The organism is Streptomyces himastatinicus ATCC 53653 (assembly GCF_000158915.1).
Lineage (GTDB): Bacteria > Actinomycetota > Actinomycetes > Streptomycetales > Streptomycetaceae > Streptomyces > Streptomyces himastatinicus.
In genome coordinates this window covers 8,832,083-8,850,386 of sequence record NZ_GG657754.1, presented here as the reverse complement: position 1 = coordinate 8,850,386, position 18,304 = coordinate 8,832,083, and the positions used below count along the sequence as shown (strand labels likewise).

The window sequence follows — 18,304 nt, the reverse complement described above, 5'->3', positions numbered from 1 at the left end:
CCCCTCGAATCGGGGGTGGGCACTCAGGCAAATGCCTGAGTGTCACGAGGGATTCACGGTGAGCGAGGCCGTCGGCATGGGTTTCAGCCCTTTTCGGCCCCTTTTGCGTTCCGGCTGGTTACGCCGCATGTGAGCGCGGGGCCTGGGCAATCCTTAGCCATGCCTTCGGCGGTCCGTATCCGGAGGCCGGACCGGAAGGCGGCTGGTGTCCTATATGGGCCTGAGTACGCTGCTCGAGCACATGCCCGTGTCATGGTGGGAAGCCGATGAGCGGCTGCGCATCGTCAACTGCGGCGGGGGCGCCTTCCATGACCCCGGCACCGCACAGCGGTTCGTCGACACCCTCGGCGGCGCGGCCGCCGCCGCGCGGGAAGGGGCGGCCGCCGAGGGCCGGGAGTCGGGGATCGACCGCCGCCAGGTCCGGTTCGGCGGGCGGCTGTTCGACGTCACCTCCTGTCCCGGCCGACTGGCCGGTGACGCCCGCGGCGGGGTCAGCGGGCTCGCGGTGGACATCAGCGCCCTGGAGCTCGGCCGCCACGGCTACGCCGCGTTCACCGACTTCGCCGACTTCGCGCCCGCCGCGGCGTTCATCCGCGACGCCCACGGCCGCTACCTGTGGGCCAACCACGCCTACGCCCATCTGTACGGCACCACCCCCGACGCCGTGATCGGCAGCAGCGTCACCGATGTCGACGCCCCCGAGGACGTGGCGACCTTCCAGACCCTGGACCGGCAGGTGCTCAGCTCGGACAAGCCGGTACGGCACACCATCGGCTACCACCGCCCCGACGGCTCACCCGGGCGCGCGGTCGGCCACCGCTTCCCGGTGGCCGAGGGTGGCCGGACCTGTGTGGCCGGGATCTACATCGACATCACCGACTACACCCTCGCCCTGAGCCGGCGGCGCGCCGCCGAGGAGGACCTCCAGGCGCTCAGCGAACACAGCGGTCTGCCCTGCGCCCTGCTCTCGCCGGGCGGCCGGATACGCCGGGTCAGCGCCTCGGCCGCGGAACTGCTCCGGGTCCATGTGCCCGATCTGCTCGGCCGCCCAGCCCACCGCTATCTGGCCCCCGCCGACGATCTGGCCGGACTGCGCCACGCCTGGCGGGATCTGGTGAACCGGCGCCGGCGCCGGTTCCAGACCTCCGCGGTCTTCCTCGACGCCCGGGGCGACGAGTGGCGGGCCCGGGTGCTGCTCACCGCCGTCAGCAGCGGCTCACGGCGGGCCCGCGGCGTCTGGGCGGTACTGCCCCACCACACCCTGCCGCACCCGCCGCTGCCACCGCTCACCGCGGCGCAGTTGCGCATCCTCACCCTGCTGTCCGCCGGGCACGGCAACAACGAGATCGCCGCCTCGCTCCGGCTCTCCCGGCAGACCCTGGACTACCACCTCGGCCGGCTGCGGGAGTTGCTGGCGGCACCGACCCGGCTGGCGCTGGTCAGCCGGGCGTATGTACTGGGCATCCTCGATCCGCAGGCGTGGCCGCCGCGCGCGGCCGTCGACTGCCGCCCGGCCGGTACCTGCTGACGGGAAGCGGACGAACGCGTTGGACTGTGGGCTTTGCGGCGGCGTCGGGACGAACCGGAAGCACCCAGCCCTGTCACCGAGGTCCAGCGGAGGAACGCGCGCCCCCGGCAACGGTGGCCGACGGGTCCGACCGCCGCCCGGCACGCACCGTCGGGGTGCGGCGCGACCGGACAGGCCTTTAAGCGCGGCCCAGTCGGCAGTTGGGGGGACACCTCGGGGGTGCCGGTGCCGGCAGCCCCGAGAACTCCCGTCACCGCAGGTCACACGGCATGTCTTTGTCGCCAAGGCCCCCGTAGGAAGTCACCGCTGGGTGGAGCCGGCTTCAAAGGTTGAGCACAAATTACACACATCTCTTCTTCAGACCGGCCCTCATGTTCTAGATTGACCCGTGCTTCACATGTTTGGACACGAGCGACAAATAATGATCTTCAGGTCCGGCGCTACGGACAGCCAGCAGGCTCGTTCCCGGCGCCAGACGTGGGGGTGATCAATTCCTGGAGCCCGAGAGGGGCCTTGGGGTGTGGGGAGCACCCGGGGTTTCGACGGGTTCCGGCGCACCTCAAGAGTCCGGCAGGACATGCGAGTCCGCTCCCGTCTGGGTTGGGTGTCCAAGTAGCGCTGCAATATCGGGGATGTCATCCGCCGGGGGGCGGGGGCCTCCCGAGGGGAGGAACAGCGCGGCGCGGGGGGCGGGGGCCTCCCGAGGGGGAACAGTGCGGGGGGCGGGGGCCTCCCCGGGGGGAGAAACCGTGTGGAGCAAACACGTCGAGCCCACTGGCGACCTGGGGGGGTCTGTGCAGCAGGGGGAATCAGCCAGCCCGTTTTTATCGGCGGGCGGTCGTCCGGCGAACGGGGCGATCAGCCGGCCCGCGAGCGACTGGGAGCAGCGCTACCGCCGTACCGTGATCACCAGCGATACCGTGGCCACCGCCTGCGTGGTGGCGGCGATCGGCAACTTCTTCGGGGCCCGGGACGCGGCCAACTGGCACGAGAAGTGGGGAATTCTCGCCTTCGGCACCGAGCTGCTGGTGCTGGGAGCGCTTGCGGTGAGCCGGTCATGGGCTCCGGCCGTGCTCGGCCAGGGCGCCGAGGAATTCCGCCGGCTCGGACGCTCACTGTTCATGGCGACCGTCGTCCTGGCGCTCGGCGGGATCGCCCTCACCTCGCGCAACATCAAGCTCTGGATCTTCGTCGCGATCCCCGCGATCGCCCTCATCACCATGACCGCGCGGTATCTGCTGCGCCTCTGGCTGCACAAACAGCGCAAGGACGGACGGTGCCTGCGACCGGTGCTCGCTGCCGGGAGCCCCGCCACCCTGCGCGACCTGATTACCCGAACCCGCAAGTTCCCGCACCTCGGCTGGCGGGTGGAGGCGGTGTGCACGACGGACGGTCGCGGGCTCGACGGTGACCAACTGGACGGAGTGCGGGTCGTCGGCCGACTGGCGGACGTCGCCAAGCACGTCCGCCACGACGGCTACCGTGTCGTCGCGGTCACACCGGACCCGCACTGGTCACCGGACCGGTTGCAGCGGCTGGCCTGGAACCTCGAGGGCAGCGACACCGAGATGGTCGTGGCACCCGTACTGATGGAGGTGGCCGGCCCGCGGCTGCACGTCGACGCGGTGCTCGGGATCCCGCTGCTGCGGGTCAGCATGCCGACCTTCACCGGGGGCCGCCGGGCGGTCAAAGCGGTCGTCGACCGGATGGGCTCAGCGATCCTGCTGATGCTGTTCGCGCCGCTGATGGTGCTCGTCGGGCTGCTCGTGCTGATGGACAGTCGGGGCGGGGTGTTCTACCGCCAGCGCAGGGTCGGCAAGGACGGCCGCGAGTTCACCATTCTCAAGTTCCGCACCATGGTCGCCGGGGCTGACCGCGCACGTGCCGAACTGGCCGACCGCAACGAGGGCGCCGGACTGCTGTTCAAGCTCCGCCGGGATCCGCGGGTGACCCGGGTGGGAGCGGTGCTGCGCCGGTACTCGATCGACGAGCTCCCGCAGCTTTTCAACGTGCTCACCGGCTCGATGTCGCTCGTCGGCCCGCGGCCTCCGTTACCGGAGGAGTCCGCCGCGTACGGCCCGGACATCCGTCGGCGGCTGCTGGTCAAGCCCGGGCTCACCGGCCTGTGGCAGATCAGCGGACGCAGCGACCTGCCGTGGGAGGAGGCGGTCCGGCTGGACCTGCGGTACGTGGAGGACTGGTCGCTCGCCCTGGACACAGTGATCTTGTGGAAGACGCTGCGTGCGGTGCTCCAAGGGCAGGGGGCCTATTGATGCGCGGAGGTCGTTGTCCGGCCGACGCATGGGAGGCAGGCCGCGAGGGCCTGCCTGGGGGGAGAGACGGGGCATGAGAGTCAGCGTTTTCGGGCTCGGCTACGTGGGCTGCGTGTCGGCCGCGTGCCTGGCGAGCCTGGGTCACGAAGTCATCGGGGTGGACGTCAACCAGGTGAAGGTCGACCTGGTCAACGACGGCAAGGCGCCGGTGGTCGAGGAGCGGATCGGCGAGCTCATCGCCGAGGTCGTGCGGACCGGAGCGTTACGCGCCACCGGCGACGTCCGTGAGGCGATCATGGAGAGCGAGGTGTCGCTGGTCTGCGTGGGCACGCCGTCGGAGCCCAACGGCAGTCTGTGCACCACGTACCTGGAGCGGGTCACCGAGCAGATCGGCGCCGCGCTGGCCGAGGGGGGCAAGCGGGGAGACCGGCACACCGTCGTGTTCCGCAGCACCATGCTCCCCGGCACCTGCCTGAACCTGCTGGTGCCGATCCTGGAGAAGAACGTCGGCGGCACGGCCGGGGTGGGCTTCGGGGTCGCGGTCAACCCGGAGTTCCTGCGCGAGGGCACGAGCGTGCGGGACTTCTTCGACCCGCCCAAGACCGTCATCGGCGAGCTCGACCCGGCGAGCGGCGACGCGGTGACGGCGCTGTACGGCGGCTTGCCCGGCGAGGTGTTCCGGGTACCGGTCCCGACGGCCGAGGCGATCAAATACGCGGACAACGCGTTCCACGGCCTCAAGATCGGCTTCGCGAACGAGCTGGGCGCGGTGTGCCAGGCGCTCGGGGTCGACTCGCACCAGGTGATGGACGTGTTCCTGGCCGACCGCAAGCTGAACATCAGCCCCGCCTACCTGCGGCCCGGCTTCGCCTTCGGTGGCTCCTGCCTGCCCAAGGACCTGCGCAGCCTGGTGCATGCGGCGCAGCGGGCCGATGTCTCGGTGCCCATTCTCGCCCACGTACTGCCCTCCAACTCCGACCACCTGCAACGCGCGGTGGACCTGGTCGAGCGCACCGGCAAGCGCCGGATCGGCATGTTCGGGCTGTCCTTCAAACCCGGCACCGACGACCTCCGCGAGAGCCCGCTCGTCGAACTGGCGGAGAGGCTCTTCGGTAAGGGTTACGACCTGCGGATCTACGACGCCAATGTGAACCTCTCCCGGCTGATCGGCGCGAACCGCGAGTACATCGAGAACCGGCTGCCGCACCTCGCGCAGCTGCTCGCGGACTCCGTCGGCGAGGTGCTCGAACACGCCGAGGTGTGCCTGGTCGGGACCGGGGATCCGGCCGTGCTGTCGGAGCTGCCCCAGGGCGAAGGACCGGTGCTCGTCGACCTCATCCGCCTTCCCGACGCCGAGGCGCGCCGGGCCGAACCGGGGTACATGGGCCTTGCTTGGTGACACGTCGTTCGATGACACGGCCGGCGGCGACGGGGCAGGCCGGCGCGCGCTGATCCTGGTGGAGAACCTGTCGGTGCCGTTCGACCGGCGGGTGTGGCAGGAGTGCACGACGCTGCGCGACGCGGGCTGGGAGGTGCACGTCATCTGTCCCCGGGGGGAAAAGCGGGACACGGAGCCCGAGGCGGAGATCGACGGGGTACGGATCCACCGCTACCCGTTGCGCGCGGCCACCGGAGGACCGGCCGGGTACCTGCGGGAGTACGGATCGGCGCTGTGGCACACGGTCCGGCTGGCCCGCAAGGTCGGCCCGGTCGACGTGGTCCACGCCTGCAACCCGCCCGACCTGCTGTTCCTGCCGGCTCTGTGGCTGAAGCGGCGCGGCGCGCGGTTCGTCTTCGACCAGCACGACCTGGTGCCCGAGCTGTACCTCTCCCGGTTCGACCGCGGCGAAGACCTGCTCTACCGCGCCGTGTGCGCGCTGGAGCGGCGGACCTACCGGGCGGCGGACATCGTGCTCGCCACGAACGAGAGCTACCGGGACGTCGCGGTGCGCCGTGGCGGCCGGCGGCCGGAGGACGTGTTCGTGGTGCGCAGCGCGCCCGCGATCGAACGGTTCCAACCGGTGCCGCCCGAGCCGGAGTTGAAGCGCGGCAAGCCTCATCTGCTGTGCTACCTCGGCGTCATGGGCCCGCAGGACGGCGTCGACTACGCCTTGCGGGCCCTCGCGAAGCTGCGCGACGAGCTCGGACGGACCGACTGGCATGCGGTGTTCGTCGGCGCCGGCGACGCCTTCGACGCGATGGTGGAGCTGTCCCGGCGGCTCGGGCTCTCCGAGCAGGTGCAGTTCACCGGACGCATCCCGGACGCCGACCTGGTGCGCTACCTGTCCACCGCGGACGTGTGCCTCTCCCCCGACCCACGCAATCCGCTCAACGACGTGTCGACCATGAACAAGGTCCTGGAGTACATGGCGATGGGCCGGCCGATCGTCTCGTTCGACCTCCGGGAGGCGCGAGTCTCCGCCGGTGACGCCGCCGTCTACGCGCCCGCCAACGACGAGGCCGCGTTCGCGGGGCTCATCGCGCTGCTCCTCGACGATCCGGAGAAGCGCGCCCGGATGGGCAAGATCGGCCAGGAGCGGATCAGCGGGCCGCTCTCCTGGCGGAACTCGCAAGCATCGCTGCTCGCCGCCTACGCCGCTGCCTGCCGCGCACACACTCCGGTGTCGGCGGGCGACCCGGTGCGGCCAGGAAAGAGGCAGCACCGTTGAGCGATGACACGATACGCCTGGTCACGATCGGGCGGATTTTCCGTCGGCGCCGGCGGCTTCTCGCCATCCTCACCCTGGTGGGCGCACTCGTCGGCTACGGCGCCTCCTTGCTGATCCCGCCGAGTTACACGACGTCGGCATCGGTCCTGCTGCCGGGGCAGTGGGAGGAGCGCGAGCTGCTGACCCAGGCGCAGATCGCGACCAGTTCGGAGGTGGTCGACCGGGCGGCCGCCACGCTCCGCTGGACCGGCGTCAGCGGCACCGAGCTGCGGGATCAGGTGAGCGCCAAGGCCGCCGACGGGAACATCCTCAAGATCTCGGGCACGGCCGACACCCCGGAGCGCGCACAACGGCTCTCCGACCAAGTGGCCCGGCAGTTCGTCACCTACGCCGCGCGGATCGCGGGCGACGACACCGACCCCACAGCGGCGACGGGGCTCGAGGACTTGCGAAAGAAGGTGGAGGAGACCAACCGCCGCATCACCGATCTGGCCGAAGCGGCCGATCCGGGGCAGACCGTGGAGAGCGTGCAGGCCCGCACCGAACTCGAGAAGCTGCGCACCGCGCTGGCGGAGTCCATGAAGAAGCTGGACGAGGCCGACCCGGCGACCGACAAGGCCGGCATGGTCGTCATGGGGCCGGCGGCCCGGCCCACCGGCGAGGCACCGCCGACGAGGATGCAGCTCATCGTCGGCGGGGCGCTGTTGTTCCTCCTGCTCGCGGTCATCGGTCATCTCGCCGCCGCACGGGTGAACCGCCGGCTGCGCACCGCACCGGAGATCGCCGCTGCGCTGGGCTCGGCAGTGCTGGGTACCGTCGACGTACCTGGTGAACGGCCCGCGCACCGGCCGGAAGGCGGTGGCGCGCGGGCCCGGATCCGCCGGCTCCTCGGCGTCGACACCCGGTGGGACATACCGACCCCGCAGAGGTCGGGCGACGAGGCCAGCAGGCGGATTCGCTACCGGCGCGTGTGCGCTCGCCTGCGGAACCGGCTGCCGGCCCCCCGGCGGCTGCTGGTTGTCGTACCGGAGGGCGACGAGATCGCCCGCCAGGCCGCCGGGCAGCTCGTCGCCGAGGCCAAGAGCGATCCCTCCCCGGGCTCTTCGAGCGGGGGATACCCCATGCTGCGGGTGGTGGAGGTCTCGGTGTCCCATCCGATGGTGCCGGACCGCGACACCGAGTCCGGTGCCCTGGTCGTGCTCAGCGCGGGCAACTGGACCGCGGGGGAACTCGCCGGCATCGCCGAGGCGTGCGCGGACGCGGGGCACGAGGTCGTCGGCATCGTCGTCACCGGCACGGTCCGGGCCCGCCCGACGCGATCCGCCGGCCGCCCTCCGGAGAACACCACTCTGGCACTCGCGGTTCCCGTGCACGCGACGGGAGGCTCAGGGTGACGACGAACACCACCGCGGAGTCGTCGGCAGCCGCTCCACTCATCGACCTCCAGGCGCTGGTGGTGGCGGTGCGCAGGCGCCGCCGCCTCTGGTACTCGCTGGCGCTGCTGGGGCTGCTGACCGGCGCGGCGGTGGCGGTCCTGCTGCCGCCGCGGCCGACCGCGGCGACCAAGGTTCTGGTCGCGCATCAGGAGGACCAGCCGAACGACACCGGAACGCTGATCCGCACCGATGTCGAGGTGCTGGGGACCACGCGGATCGCCGCCAAGGCCCTGCGGTCCCTCAAGTCCCCGGAACGCCCCGAAGACTTCATGCGGGACTACCGGGGTACCGGCTTGACCAACAACCTGCTCCAGATCACCGTGACAGGTGACAGCGACGCGGCGGCGGCGGCCCGGGCCAAGGCGCTGGCCGACGCGTTCGTCGCCGACCATGTGAAGCGGATGCGGGAGACCGCGAACGCCGAGGCCAAGGCCCTGCTCGACCAGCGTGACCGCATGCAGGACGAGCTCCTCAAGGTCAACAAGGCGATCGGAGGCCGATCGCCGGAGAGCGACCCGCAGGCGTCGGCGGACATCGAGTCGCTCTTCTCCCGCCGGGCCGAACTCACTTCGCGGATCGCCGATTACGGCCAGCGCGCCGAGGAAGCGCGCATCGGCACGCCCCGGGTCACGGCCGGCACGCAGATCGTGGACGCCCCGCGCGTGGTGCGGCACTCCCTGCCCAGGGCCGCCGTCACCAACGCCGCGATCGGGCTCGTCCTCGGCCTCGTCCTCGGGCTCGCGCTGGCCGCGGTCGGCGCGGTGGTGGCGGACCGCCCCGTGCTGCGCCGGGAGATCGCGGCGAACCTGGGCGCCTCGGTCATCACGGAGCTGCCCCGCCGGTCGGGCCCCCTGTGGCAGCGCCGACGCACCCGGGCGGCACGGCAAAGACTCACCGCGTCCCTGGCCCGCACCGTGCGCGACTCCGCGGAACCGGTGTCGCTGCTGGAACTGGGCTGTGCGCGCGGCACGAGCGTGATCGCCCTGAACGTCGCCAGGGCACTGGCGGCCGAGGGGCCCGTTGTCATCATCGATGGTCTGCCAGGACCGCAGCTCGCAGGCCACCGCCCGAAGCCAGGAGACCCCACCGTGGTCAGCGGCGAGCGTGCCGCGGCCGTGCCGGCTCAGGGGCACCGGCTCGGAGTCGGCTCGGTCGCGCCCGGCACGGCGTGGACCGACCTCCAGTACCTCGGCACCCGGACCGTGCTCGTCGTACGGGCCGGGCACGGCAGCGCCGCATGGCTGCACACGGTGGCGCGGCAGCTCGCGGACCAGCGCATTCCGGTGATCGGTGTGGTGCTGATCGACCCCGATCCGCGTGACCGGACCGACGGCACGCTGTGGGACGGGCACGTCGCGCTGCGGGGCCATGGCGAGCGGCAGGCCCTGCGACACGGGACGGGCCAGCCGCGGACGGAGCGGCTGCCGATGCGGGCCGCACGGGTCCCGGACAGCGACCAGGAGGTGCGGTAGGACATGTGTGGCATCGCAGGCACGTACCGGTGGCCGGACGGGAAGGCCGTGACCGACCGGCTCACCGATACCCTCGCCCACCGCGGTCCGGACGGGGCGGGCCGGTACAGCCACCCCGCCGGTGACGGCGAAGTGCACCTCGGGCACCGCCGACTGGCCATCATCGACCTGTCCGGGACCGGGGCCCAGCCGATGGTCTCGGGCGGCCTCGCCCTGACGTACAACGGTGAGCTGTACAACGCGCCCGAGCTGCGTGCCGAGCTGGCAGCCGCCGGGGTGCGCTTCCGCGGTACCTCCGACACCGAGGTGGTGCTCGAGGCCTGGCGGCGCTGGGGCAGGGACTGCCTGCCCCGGCTGCGCGGCATGTTCGCGTTCGGCATCTTCGACGAGCGCACCGGTGAACTGGTGCTCGCCCGCGACCAGTTGGGCATCAAGCCGCTGTTCCTGCTCCGGCGCGGCGAGGGCCTGGTGTTCGCCTCCGAGCTCAAGGCGCTCGCCGCCGCGACGGGTGGGTCGCTGGAGGTGGACCATGCGGCGCTGGTGGCCTCGCTGTTGTACTACTGGGTGCCGGACTCGCGCTGCGCGTTCCGCGAGGCGGAGAAGCTGCCGCCGGGGAGCTGGCTGCGGATCCGGCCCGACGGCCGGGTGGAGCGCGGCAGTTACTGGAACCTGAAGGACATCGCAGCCGAGGGCCGGGAACGGGCCCGGGGCGGCGAGCGGCCGGACCTGGCCGCCATCGTCGAGGAGTCGACCCGGCGCCACCTGCTCTCCGACGTACCCGTGGCGACCTTCCTCTCCGGCGGTCTCGACTCCAGCTACCTGACCGCGCTCGCGGCCCGCCACCAACCCGGGATCTCCGCCTACACGATCGGATTCCGCGCCGAGGACGCCAAGTTCGAGGCCATGCCGGACGACCTGCGCTACGCCCGGCAGGTGGCCGAGCGGTTCGGCGTCGATCTGCACGAGATCGAGATCGCCCCGAACGTGCTCGACCTGCTGCCGCAGATGACGTACCACCTGGACGAGCCGATCGGCGATCCCGCCGCGATCAATACGTACCTGATCTGCTCGGCCGCCCGGGAGGCCGGGGTCAAGGTGATGCTCTCGGGGATGGGCGCCGACGAGCTGTTCGCCGGTTACCGCAAGCACCTGGCCAACCTGATCGCGCTGCGCTACCAGCGCGTCCCGCGGCCGCTGCGCCGCGGGGTGTCCGCGGCCGTGGACCGGCTGCCGGTCGCCACCTCCCGGCGGGGGTACCGGTCGGTGCGCTTCGCGAAGCGGTTCCTCTCCTTCGCCGATCTGCCGGAGGAGACCGCGTTCCGGCGCAGCTACACCATGTACGACCAGGACGAGCTGCTCGCCCTTCTCGATCCGGACCTGGCCGGGACGGTCGACGACGTGCTGACCGAACATGCGGATGTCTACCAGGACAACGACCTCGACGACTTCGTCAACCGCATGTGCCTGACCGACGCCCGGATGTTCCTGCCGGGCCTGAACCTTACGTACACGGACCGCTCCAGCATGGCCGCCTCGACCGAGGTACGGGTGCCGTACGTGGACGTCGAGGTGGTCAAGGCGGCGTTCGCCGTGCCCGGCGAGCGCAAGATCGTCGGACGGCAGGGCAAGGCCGTCCTCAAGGAGGCGGCCACCTCGATCCTGCCCCGGGAGATCGTGTACCGGCCCAAGGGCCTGTTCAGCGCTCCGCTGCGGGCCTGGATGAGCCGGGACCTGGCACCGCTGGTGCGCGAGGTGGTGAACGACGGCCTGCTCGTCCGTTCCGGGTTCCTGCGCCGCGACGCGCTTCAGCGGCTCGTCGCCGAGGACGCCGCCGGTCAGCGGGACTTCTCCAAACATCTGTGGCATGTGCTGACCCTCGAGTACTGGTATCGCGACGCGACCTCTGGGTCCGGCCAGAGCACTCGGTTAACGGCTGAGGAATCAGGGGAGTTCGGGTGAAACAGGTTGTGCAGAACTACAAGAGCGGCGAGCTGGCGGTGCTCGACGTGCCGGTGCCGGGGTGCAAGCCGGGCGGTGTGCTGGTCCGCAGCGCCTACTCGCTGATATCCACCGGGACCGAGCTCATGAAGGTGTCCGAGGCCGGCATGTCGATGCTGGGCAAGGCCCGCTCCCGGCCCGACCAGGTGGCCAAGGTCATGCAGAGCGTGGCCACCAACGGGGTGCCCGCCACCTACCGCAAGGTGATGGGCAAGCTGGACTCCTACACGCCGCTGGGCTACTCGCTGTGCGGGGTGGTCGAGCAGGTCGGCGCCGGGATCGACGATGTGAAGGTCGGCGACCTCGTGGCCTGCGCCGGCAATGAGCACGCGTTGCACGCCGAGCTGAACTGGGTGCCGAAGAACCTCTACGCCCCGGTACCGGACGGCCTCGCGCCGCGGCACGCGGCTTTCGGCACCGTCGGGTCGATCGCGTTGCAGGGCGTCCGCCAGGGCGAGCCGCAGCTCGGCGACGTGGCACTGGTCATCGGCCTCGGGCTGATCGGGCAGCTGGTGGTGCAGCTCCTCGCCGCCTCGGGAGTCCGCGTCGTCGGGGCCGACCCCGACCCGGTGCGCTGCGAACTCGCCGCGCGCCTGGGTGCTGTGGCCTGCGGCGATCCGGCGTCCGCGGCCGTCGAGACCGCCGTCGCCGAGCTCACCGGCGGTCACGGGGTGGACCACGTGTACCTGGCCGCCGGCGGCGGCAGCAACGAGCCCGTCGAGCTGGCCGCCCGGCTCTGCCGGGACCGCGGCCGGGTCGTCGACATCGGCAAGTGCCGCCTGGACCTGCCGTGGAACGCGTACTACGAAAAAGAGCTCGACGTCCGCTTCTCCCGCAGTTACGGCCCCGGTCGCTACGACCCGGAGTACGAGCTGGAGGGGCGGGACTACCCGATCGGCTACGTGCGCTGGACCGAGCGCCGCAACCTGGCGTGCTTCCTCGACCTCCTCGCCCGCGGCAGCGTCGACGTGGAGCCTCTGGTCTCCCACGTCGCCGACTTCGATGACGCCGTCGAGACGTACCAGAGCCTGAAGGACGGCGACCTGAAGGCCGTGGCCGTGCTGTTCCGGTACCCCGAACACGTAGAGCAGGCGGAGGAAGCCGGGGCCCCGGCGGTGGCCGTGCCCACGGTGAAGCGGCACAGCAGCGGGGCGTTCACCCCGGCCCGGTCCGCCAACACCTCGGCGCGCCTCGCGTTCGTGGGCGCCGGAAACTACGCGACGTCGATGCTGCTGCCGCACCTGGAACAGCGCGACGGCGTCGTGTTGTCGACCGTCGTCACCACGACGGCGCTGTCCGCGGCCAACGCGAAACGGAAGTTCGGCTTCGCCGAGGCGACCACCGACCTCGACGCCGTGCTCGGCGACAAGTCCATCGACGCGGTGTTCATCGTCACCCGGCACGGCTCGCACGCCGAACTGACCCGAAAAGCGCTGCTGGCCGGCAAGACCGTGTTCGTGGAGAAGCCCCTGGCCCTCACCGAGGACGAGCTGGCCGGCGTACTCGCGGCGGTGGAGGAGTCCGGCAACGACCGGCTTCAGGTGGGCTTCAATCGCCGGTTCGCGCCGCTGCTCCAGGAGGCCAGGAAGCGGTTCGGCGCCCGGACCGGTCCGGCGAACCTGCGCTACCTGGTCAACGCGGGCCGCCTCGCGCACGGCAGCTGGTACCTCCGGCAAGGCACCGAGGGCTCGCGGTTCGCCGGCGAGGGCGGACACTTCATCGACACGGCGAGCTGGCTGCTCGGGGACGACCCGGTCTCGGTGTACGCGGTCGCCACGTCCGGCAACGAGGACCTTCAGGTCGTGCTCCGCTACCCGGACGGTTCCACCGCCACCATCAGCTACGTCACCACCGGCCCGGCCGGCTTCCCCAAGGAGACGCTGGACCTGGTCGCGGACGGTCGTGCGCTGCGGCTCGACGACTTCGTCCGGGCCACGGTGTACGACCGCAAGCGGTGGGTCAGTTCGCGGCTGCCCAGGGCCCGGGACAAGGGCCAGAACGCCGAGCTGGCCGCGTTCATCAAGGCCGTGCGGACCGGCGGGCCGATGCCGGTGCCGCTGGAGTCGCTGGTCGCCACCACGGCGGCGACCCTCGCCGTGCAGACCGCCCTGGCCGGCGGTGCGCCGGTGGCGTTGGCGAGGACGCGATGAGCATGAGCGCGGGCTGGTACCTGCGGCGGCTGTCCCGAATGGGACCGCGGGAGGTCGGCGGCCGGGTGGGCGACGCGGTGCGCAGGCGGCGGTGGCGGTCGGCGCGGCCGGACTGCCCGAGCGTGACCGGCGCCCGGTTCAGCGCGGTACTGCCCGCCGGGACGATCGCCGCGGTACCTCCGGACGCCGCGAAACGTCTCATCGCCGAGGCGGACCGGCTGATGGACGGGCACGCCGAGTATTTCGGGGTGGTCCGCGATGACCTGGCCGACCCGGACTGGTGGCGCGACCCGAAGACCGGGCGCCGGGCGCCGTGGGGCTACGCCTTCGACGTGCCGTACCGGAACGAGGACGCGGTCGGGGACATCAAGCAGATCTGGGAGCTGTCCCGGCATCAGTACCTCACCGTGCTCGCCGCCGCCTACGCGATCACCGGGAACGAGCGGTACGCCGAGCGCGTGGCCGCGCACCTGCGGTCGTGGTGGGCTGCCAACCCACCGCTGCGTGGCGTGCACTGGATCAGCGGCATCGAGCTGGGCATCCGGCTGCTGTCCTGGGTGTGGATCCGCCGACTGCTCGACGGCTGGCCGGGCGCGGCCGGTCTGTTCGAGGACAACCCGGTGGCGCTGAACCAGATCTGGCACCACCAGCGCTGGCTGGCCGCCTTCCCCAGCCGGGGGTCCTCGGCGAACAACCACGTCATCGCCGAGGCCGCCGGGCAGTTCGCCGCGGCCTGCGCGTTCGGGTGGTTCCCCTCCTCGGCGCGCTGGCGGGCCGACGCGCTGCGGTCGCTGGAGCGGCATCTGCGCGGCAACACCTTCGGCTCCGGTCTCAACCGTGAGCTGGCCTCCGAGTACCACGGACTCGTGCTGGAGCTCGGCCTGGCCGCGGTGGCCGAGGCGGATGCCGCGGACGTGCCGGTCCCCGCGTCGATCCGGCTGGTGCTGCTGCGGATGACCGACGCGCTCGCGGCCGTCGTGGACAGCCACCTGCGGCCGCCGCGCCAGGGCGACGCGGACGACGGGCACGGTCTGGTCGTGGACGGGGCGGGCACCGACCGCTGGGGCTCGCTGCTCGCCACCGGGGACGCCGTGTTCGGCCGGCTCACCTGGTGGCCGGCGGTGACCGGCACCGATGTGCGCACCCCGCTGCTGGCCGCGCTCATCCGGCCGTACTCGAAAGGTGGAACCGCACCGGCCGTGCCCCGCCCACCAAGCCGACCAGGCCATTTCGCCGACGCGGGGCTCACCATCCTGCGCGGTCCGGGAGAGATCTGGTGCCGCTGCGACGGCGGTCCGCACGGATTCCTGTCCATCGCCGCGCACGCTCACGCGGACGCGCTGTCCGTGGAGGTCCGGCACGACGGGGTCGACGTGCTCGCCGACCCGGGGACGTTCTGCTACCACGGGCAGCCCGAGTGGCGGCAGTACTTCCGGTCGACCCTCGGCCACAACACCCTGCAAGTGGACGGCGGTGATCAGTCCGTCTCCGGCGGCCCGTTCCTGTGGACCGGGCATGCCCGCAGCCGCGTCCTGGTCGCGGACACAGCAGGCACAGCGGACACGTCCGGCGCCTCCGACGGGGGGACGGTCCGCTGGTGCGCCGAGCACGACGGTTACCGGCCCTCCGTGCACCGCCGCCGGGTGGAACTGACGGCCGCGAGCCGCGAGTTGAGGGTCATCGACGAGGTACGCGGCCCGCGCCGGGCCGCGCGGCTGGCGTTCCACCTCGGCCCCGCGATCACCGCGGACCTGGCGGACAACCGGGCCCAGCTCACCTGGACCCGGGACGGCGAGGACCGCTCAGCGGTGCTCGACCTGCCCGGGCAGCTGAACTGGCAGGCGCATCGGGGCGAGACCGACCCGCCACTGGGCTGGTACTCCGCCGGCTTCGGGCGCAAGGAACCCATCACCACACTGGTCGGCACCGGATTCACCGACGGCGCGGAGGGGTTCACCACCGTGCTCAGGTTCCGCGGCTAGGGGGGGCGCGTGGGGATGAAGCGGCGGCACTGGGCGTGGGCGGCGGCACCGCTGGCGCTGGTCCTGCTGACGGCGACCGGCTGTACGAGCACGCCCGACGCCGGGGCGGAGCCGACCGATGCGCCATCCGCGTCCGGGGCGCCCTCCACGGCCGTGGCCCGGGTGTGCGCCAAGCCCGCGACCGGGCCGCCGAAGGCGCCGGCCGGCGCGGTGACGGTCGACCCCGGGGTGGTCGATGACCTGGCCGAAAAGACCAGGAGCAGCCCCCCGGGCACCACGTTCTGGCTTCGGCCGGGCAAGCACAGGCTCGAGCCGGACCGCTACGCCCAGGTCATCGCCAAGAAGGGGAACCGCTACCTCGGCGCGCCGGGCGCGGTGCTCGACGGCGGGAAGAAGAACAATTACGCGTTCAGCGGCACCGCCCGCGACGTCACCATCCGCTACCTGACCGTGCAGCACTTCGTCGCGCCGCCCGATGAGGGCGTGGTCAACCACGACATGGCCGACGGGTGGGTGATCGAGCACGCGAAGGTCCAGTACAACTCCGGCGCCGGGCTGATGGCCGGTGCACACCAGCACGTCCGCGCCAACTGCCTGCGCGGCAACGGACAGTACGGAATGAACGCATACAAGACCGGCGACTCCATCCGCGGGCTGGTGGTCGAGGACAACGAGATCACGGGCAACAACACCGACGACTGGGAGCGGCGGAAGCCGGGCTGCGGATGCACCGGAGGCATCAAGTTCTGGGCCGTCAACGGCGCCGAGATACGTGGCAACTGGGTGCACGACAACCGCGGGGCCGGGCTGTGGGCGGACAACAACAACAACGACTTCCGCATCGAGGGCAACCTGCTCGAGGCCAACGACGGTGCCGCGCTGATGTACGAGACCAGCTACAACGCGGTCATCCGGAACAACACGATCCGGCGGAACAACTGGGTCGAGGGCCGCAAGTACGCCGACCGCGGCGACAACTTCCCGTACGCGACCATCTACGTGTCCGAGGCCGGCGGCGAACCACGGATCCGGGCCCGCACGGACAAGATAGAGATCCACGGGAACGTGCTGGAGAACAACTGGAACGGCATCACCCTGTGGGAGAACGCCGACCGGTTCTGCAACAGCCCGGCCAACACCTCGACCGGCTACTGCACGTTGCTGGTGAAGGACACCAAGCGCTGCGCGAGGCCGGCGATCGCCACCGCGCCGCTCTACGCCGACTGCCGTTGGAAGACGCAGCGGGTGGACATCCACGACAACCGCTTCCTGCTGGACACGTCGGTCGTCAAGTGCGAGACCGAATGCGGCCGCATGGCGGTCCTCGCCAACTACGGCACCTATCCGAAGTGGTCGCCGTACAAGGGAAAGCGGGTGGCCGACGCGATCGCCCACAAGCAGCACAACCGCTGGCACGACAACGTCTACGGCGGACCGTGGAGCTTCGTCGCGGAGAACACGGATCAGCAGTTCGACTCCGGGCAGTGGCAGGGCACGCCGTACCGGCAAGACGCGGGCAGCACCTTCGCCCCACGGGCCGGTGGTTGAGATGGACGGGAAAACGCCGAAGGCCGTCGGGATCGTCTGGGCGTTGCTGGGCCTCAACACGCTCGGCTCCGCCGGGGCGAAGACCATCGTTCCGCTCCCCCGCTCCCTCATCCAGATGGCCACCATGGGCGCGCTGGTCGCCGCGTTCACGCTGGCGCTCGCGCTCAACCCCCGGCTGCGCGTCCGACCCAGCGCCTTCGTGTTCCTGCTCACCTTGCTGCTGGTGCCGAGCGTGATCTCCAGCGCGAACCTGGAGGTCGGGTTCGGCGCGCTGTTCCGCTGCACCCGGCTGGCGCTCTTCGTCGGCACGCTGTGGCTGCTCAGCCGCTGGTGGGACGGCAGCCTGACGTTCGTCCGGCACCACATCCGGATGTACTTCGCGGCGCTCGGGACGGCGGCCGCCGGGCTGGCCATCTCACCGGGCACGGCCCTGGCCCGGAGTACTACGGCGGGCGGTTGGTCCGGCGGCGTTGGTGCCGCTCACCCCCGCCGCAGATCGGACAGTACGCCGCGGTGATCATCGGGCTCACGGTGCTGCTCGTACTCGGCCGCCGGACCACCAGGGGCAGCGCGGCGTTCGTGATCGTGCCGTCCCTCGTCCTGCTCGCGTTGACCCATACCCGGACGGCCACGGTCGGCCTGCTCATCGGGCTGGTGCTGGCGATCGGCTCACTCGTCCTGACCAGCGCTGCCGCCCGCCGGTTCTTCGCCTGGGCGGTGCTGGTCGCCGCGGTGGCCGCAGTGGTGTTCGCCTCCGCGCTACAGGCGTGGTTCCTGCGCGGACAGAGCAAGGAGAACTTCTCCAACCTCACCGGTCGGGCCAAGGTCTGGGACGCCCTGCTGGCAGCGCCCCGTACGGCCGCGGAGCAGGCGTTCGGCGTGGGCCTGGGCGACAAGTCGTTCGGCGGGCTGCCGATCGACAACAGCTGGCTGGCCGTCTACAACGAGCAGGGTCTGATCGGCGTCACCCTCGTGGCGGCGATCATCATCGTCCTCGCCGGCGTCGCACTGCTGCGACCACCGTCGCTGCCGAGGGCCTGCGCGATCTTCCTGATCAGCTACGTCGCGATCTCGTCGTACACCGAGGCCGGTCTCGGCGACGCCTCGCCGTATCTGCTGCATCTGGCCTTGGCCGCCTCGCTCCTCGCGGCACCGGCCACGGCCACGCCCCGCGCGACGGCCACCCCCTTCATGACGCCCGCAGTCCCTCAACGACGTATCCCGCGATGGGCCCGGAGGTGACCCCCC

10 protein-coding genes and 1 pseudogene are annotated in these 18,304 nt (G+C 71.4%); all 11 read left to right on the top strand.

From position 1 onward, the window contains the following. The first annotated feature begins 241 nt into the window (after positions 1-241). The 11 genes and pseudogenes from SSOG_RS37800 (at position 242) to SSOG_RS37750 (ending at position 18,298) form a co-directional block, all read left to right on the top strand. Entirely contained in the window at positions 242-1,528 is a 1,287-nt protein-coding gene (locus tag SSOG_RS37800) for a PAS domain-containing protein (protein WP_245606465.1), read from the top strand. A 794-nt stretch (positions 1,529-2,322) separates the two neighbouring features. Further along, positions 2,323-3,801 carry a sugar transferase gene (locus SSOG_RS37795; RefSeq protein WP_009719576.1) on the top strand — a complete coding sequence of 493 codons (1,479 nt, stop codon included), beginning with the start codon at positions 2,323-2,325 and terminating at the stop codon, positions 3,799-3,801. Positions 3,802-3,874: 73 nt separating this feature from the next. Beyond that, positions 3,875-5,200, top strand: coding sequence for a nucleotide sugar dehydrogenase (locus SSOG_RS37790; protein WP_009719575.1), 1,326 nt, complete (start codon positions 3,875-3,877; stop codon positions 5,198-5,200). Next, complete coding sequence (locus SSOG_RS37785) at positions 5,190-6,470, top strand: glycosyltransferase family 4 protein (protein WP_009719574.1); 1,281 nt, start codon at positions 5,190-5,192, stop codon at positions 6,468-6,470. Before SSOG_RS37790 ends, SSOG_RS37785 begins: the two co-directional genes overlap by 11 nt. Beyond that, a complete protein-coding gene (locus SSOG_RS37780) occupies positions 6,467-7,864 on the top strand; it encodes a Wzz/FepE/Etk N-terminal domain-containing protein (protein ID WP_039939647.1) in 1,398 nt (465 codons plus the stop codon). Before SSOG_RS37785 ends, SSOG_RS37780 begins: the two co-directional genes overlap by 4 nt. Next, complete coding sequence (locus SSOG_RS37775) at positions 7,861-9,378, top strand: Wzz/FepE/Etk N-terminal domain-containing protein (protein WP_009719572.1); 1,518 nt, start codon at positions 7,861-7,863, stop codon at positions 9,376-9,378. Before SSOG_RS37780 ends, SSOG_RS37775 begins: the two co-directional genes overlap by 4 nt. 3 nt (positions 9,379-9,381) lie before the next feature. After that, a complete protein-coding gene (gene asnB / locus SSOG_RS37770) occupies positions 9,382-11,337 on the top strand; it encodes an asparagine synthase (glutamine-hydrolyzing) (protein WP_009719571.1) in 1,956 nt (651 codons plus the stop codon). After that, a complete protein-coding gene (locus tag SSOG_RS37765; RefSeq protein ID WP_039939645.1) occupies positions 11,334-13,526 on the top strand; it encodes a bi-domain-containing oxidoreductase in 2,193 nt (730 codons plus the stop codon). Before asnB ends, SSOG_RS37765 begins: the two co-directional genes overlap by 4 nt. After that, complete coding sequence (locus tag SSOG_RS37760) at positions 13,523-15,508, top strand: heparinase II/III family protein (protein ID WP_039939643.1); 1,986 nt, start codon at positions 13,523-13,525, stop codon at positions 15,506-15,508. The genes SSOG_RS37765 and SSOG_RS37760 overlap by 4 nt, the downstream gene beginning before the upstream one ends. A 9-nt stretch (positions 15,509-15,517) precedes the next feature. Further along, positions 15,518-17,056 carry a right-handed parallel beta-helix repeat-containing protein gene (locus SSOG_RS37755; RefSeq protein WP_009719568.1) on the top strand — a complete coding sequence of 513 codons (1,539 nt, stop codon included), beginning with the start codon at positions 15,518-15,520 and terminating at the stop codon, positions 17,054-17,056. 1 nt (position 17,057) lies between these two features. After that, positions 17,058-18,298 (top strand): annotated as a pseudogene (locus tag SSOG_RS37750) (O-antigen ligase domain-containing protein). Positions 18,299-18,304 lie beyond the last annotated feature (6 nt).